This is a genomic window from Actinoplanes sp. NPDC000266 (genome assembly GCF_042899005.1).
In the GTDB taxonomy this organism is placed as follows: domain Bacteria; phylum Actinomycetota; class Actinomycetes; order Mycobacteriales; family Micromonosporaceae; genus Actinoplanes.
Genome location: NZ_JBIAZI010000034.1, coordinates 1 through 3322 on the forward strand (window position 1 = coordinate 1; position 3322 = coordinate 3322).

Sequence of the window (3322 nt, forward strand, 5' to 3'; positions counted from 1 at the left end):
ACAAAAAACTATGTACATAAGTACAAAAAACTATGTACATAAGTACAAAAAACTATGTACATAAGTACTTTTTTGTTAGGTAAGTACTTATGTTGTGGTATAATAAAAGCATGAAGAACAATTCTTTGGTCAGATTTTCTTCATGCCTATCTAAAATCACTCACAAAGGAGCAGTTTTCTATGACTAGTATACCAAAAAATGAACAAAATCAGAAGCAGGTGCAAATCTTGAACGAATTATCAAAACGTAAAGTGGTCGAGCATAATTCTTTAATCACATCTATTGCCAAAATGGATAAAACCCCACTGAAAATGTTTGAATTAGCCGTATCGTGCATTGATACAGAAGAACCACCAAAAGATCATACGGTTTATTTGTCAAAAGCAGAACTGTTTGCCTTTTTTAAAGTGGACGACAGCAATAAACACACACGTTTTAAACAGGCAGTCGAGAATATGCAGAAACAAGCCTTTTTCAAAATTAAAGAAAAAAAAGAACATGGATTTGAATTTGAAAATATTGTGCCGATTCCCTATGTTAAGTGGACGGATTATCATGATGAGGTAACGATCCGATTTAGTCCTGAAATTATGCCGTATTTAATCAATTTAAAACAAAATTTCACGCAACACGCTTTGTCTGATCTTGCAGAACTCAATAGCAAGTATTCCATTATCTTGTATCGCTGGTTATCTATGAATTATAACCAGTACGAGCATTATAGTTACAAGGGCGGGCGCCGAGAAGAACAAGTGGAAGCCTACCGCAATCCTTCAATTTCCATGCGAGAATTACGAGAAATGACGGACACGGTCAATGAATACAAATTATTCACTAACTTTAGCAAGAAAGTTTTAGATAAACCCCTTGAAGAAATCAATGATCGGACCTCATTTAATATTGCCTATGAGAAAGTGAAAAAAGGTAAAAGCATTGATTCTATTGTCTTTCATATCACGAAAAAACGTCGAGCAGACGATAACAGTTATAAGCTAGAGGACAAGACCTACAAGGAAGCGAAAGCCGAAAAAGAATTATCAAACCAAACACTTGCAGGTAAAGCGTTAGAAAGTAGATATACAAGGTTATTGCTTGAAAATTTCCTTTTATCGCCTTATGAAATGACAGATACATCACTTATGGCTGGCTTGCAAAAAAATGTTTATCCAAAGTATGACGAACTCAAAACATTACGAGGACTTGAGGGGGTCAAAAAGCACCTCTCATACGTTCGTGAGAAGCAAGAACCTTATTCAAAAGGGAACGTTGCAAAGTATCTTAAAAAGGCAGTTGATCAGTATTTGCCAACTGTGAAATTACAAGACCTTGACCAACCAGAACGTGCAAGTGTTCGAGGTAAAGGAGCAAGCCATGAGTGAGAATCTAAAAACGATCAAAGAGCTTGCGGATGAGTTGGGTGTATCAAAAAAGAAAATTCATTATCAAGTATCTAAATTAGATAGTAATTTGATACAGAGATTAGACGGTACTATCTATCTTAACAACGCTGCTATAAAAGTGATTAAAGGGAATATTGGATATGTCCCTAAAACTAAATTAGATAGTGTTGGTGTCCAAAATAGACAGTATTTAGATACCAAATTAGACACCGTAAATACAAGTTTAATTGATGAAAAAAATGAACGAATCAATTATCTAAAAGAGCAAATAAAGAATAAAGATAATCAAATATCTGTTAAAGACGAACAGATAAAAAGTTTAGTAGACGTACAAAAACAAACTCAAAATCTTTTAGATCAGCAACAACGACTAGCCTTACAAGATAAAAAGTTGTTAGAAGAATACAAAGCAGAAAATGACAGCTTAAAAGCTCTCAAAATGCCCTCACAGGAAACAGAATTCAAACACTTAGACAATCAATATAAAGATGAAGTGAACGCTCTTAAAGAGAAGTTGGAAAATTTGCAGGAACAAATCAAAGATCAAAAAAGGATAGAAGAACAAGAAAAACCAAGAAAATGGTGGGGACTATGGCGAAAATAGATGATTCAGTTAAAAAGAAAGTTCCAGAATTAAGGTTTCCGGGATTTACGGATGATTGGGAAGAGCGTAAGTTAGGAGAATTATCTAATATTGTTGGTGGTGGAACACCAAGTACATCGAACCCTGAATACTGGGACGGTGATATTGATTGGTATGCACCAGCTGAAATTGGAGAACAAAGTTATGTTAGTAAAAGTAAAAAGACTATTACTGAACTAGGTCTAAAGAAGAGTTCAGCTCGAATTTTACCAGTAGGAACCGTCTTATTTACTTCTCGTGCTGGTATCGGAAACACCGCTATATTAGCCAAAGAAGCTACAACTAATCAAGGGTTTCAATCAATTGTTCCTGATCAAAATAAACTTGATAGTTATTTTATTTTTTCAAGAACTAATGAGCTCAAGCGATATGGGGAAGTCACCGGTGCAGGATCTACTTTTGTTGAGGTTTCAGGTAAGCAAATGTCGAAAATGTCGATTATGGTACCTGAACTTTCAGAACAACAAAAAATCGGGTCATTCTTTAAACAGTTAGACGATACTATCGCTCTTCATCAACGTAAGTTAGATTTGTTGAAAGAACAGAAAAAAGGCTTTTTACAAAAGATGTTCCCTAAAAATGGTGCCAAAGTTCCTGAATTGCGATTTGCGGGGTTTGCTGACGATTGGGAAGAGCGTAAGTTATCTGACGTAGCTAATCACAGAGGCGGAACAGCTATTGAAAAGTATTTTGACAAATATGGTGTATACAAAGTTATTTCAATTGGTAGCTATGGATTAAATAGCCAATACGTTGATCAAAATATTCGCGCAATATCAAATGAAATTACAGATGGACGAGTTGTTAATTCTGGAGAGCTCACCATGGTGCTAAATGATAAAACTGCTAATGGAACAATTATTGGAAGAACTTTACTGGTAGAAAAAGATAACGAATATGTTATCAATCAACGAACTGAAATTATTTCTCCGAAAGAAAACTTTGATTCTAATTTTGCATATACCATACTTAATGGTCCTTTTAGAGAAAAAGTTAAACGAATTGTTCAGGGGGGAACGCAAATATATGTTAACTATCCTGCAGTTTCTAATCTAAATCTAGAGCTACCTAAGATTGAAGAACAACAAAAAATAGGCTCTTTCTTTAAACAGTTAGATGACACTATCGCTCTTCATCAGCGTAAGCTAGATCTTCTCAAAGAGCAGAAAAAAGGATTTCTACAAAAGATGTTCGTTTAGGGTCTATAATTAGATAATAACCCCTAAGAAATTAACCAAAAACAGCCCTTATACTTACAAGATATAATTATAGGGGCTG

3 protein-coding genes are annotated in these 3322 nt (G+C 34.7%); all 3 read left to right on the top strand.

Annotation, left to right across the window (positions count from 1 at the left end; all coding sequences use genetic code 11):
• Positions 1-180: 180 nt before the first annotated feature.
• Genes ACFY36_RS51855 through ACFY36_RS51865 form a run of 3 tightly spaced genes read left to right on the top strand, consistent with a single transcriptional unit; the run spans position 181 to position 3243 of the window.
• Positions 181-1380, top strand: coding sequence for a RepB family plasmid replication initiator protein (locus ACFY36_RS51855; protein ID WP_063283645.1), 1200 nt, complete (start codon positions 181-183; stop codon positions 1378-1380).
• Positions 1373-2005 (top strand): hypothetical protein, encoded by a 633-nt coding sequence (locus ACFY36_RS51860; RefSeq protein WP_014017389.1) that lies wholly within the window; start codon positions 1373-1375, stop codon positions 2003-2005. The genes ACFY36_RS51855 and ACFY36_RS51860 overlap by 8 nt, the downstream gene beginning before the upstream one ends.
• Positions 1993-3243, top strand: a complete 1251-nt coding sequence (locus ACFY36_RS51865) for a restriction endonuclease subunit S (RefSeq protein WP_193017583.1) — start codon at positions 1993-1995, stop codon at positions 3241-3243. The genes ACFY36_RS51860 and ACFY36_RS51865 overlap by 13 nt, the downstream gene beginning before the upstream one ends.
• The last annotated feature ends 79 nt before the right edge of the window (positions 3244-3322 follow it).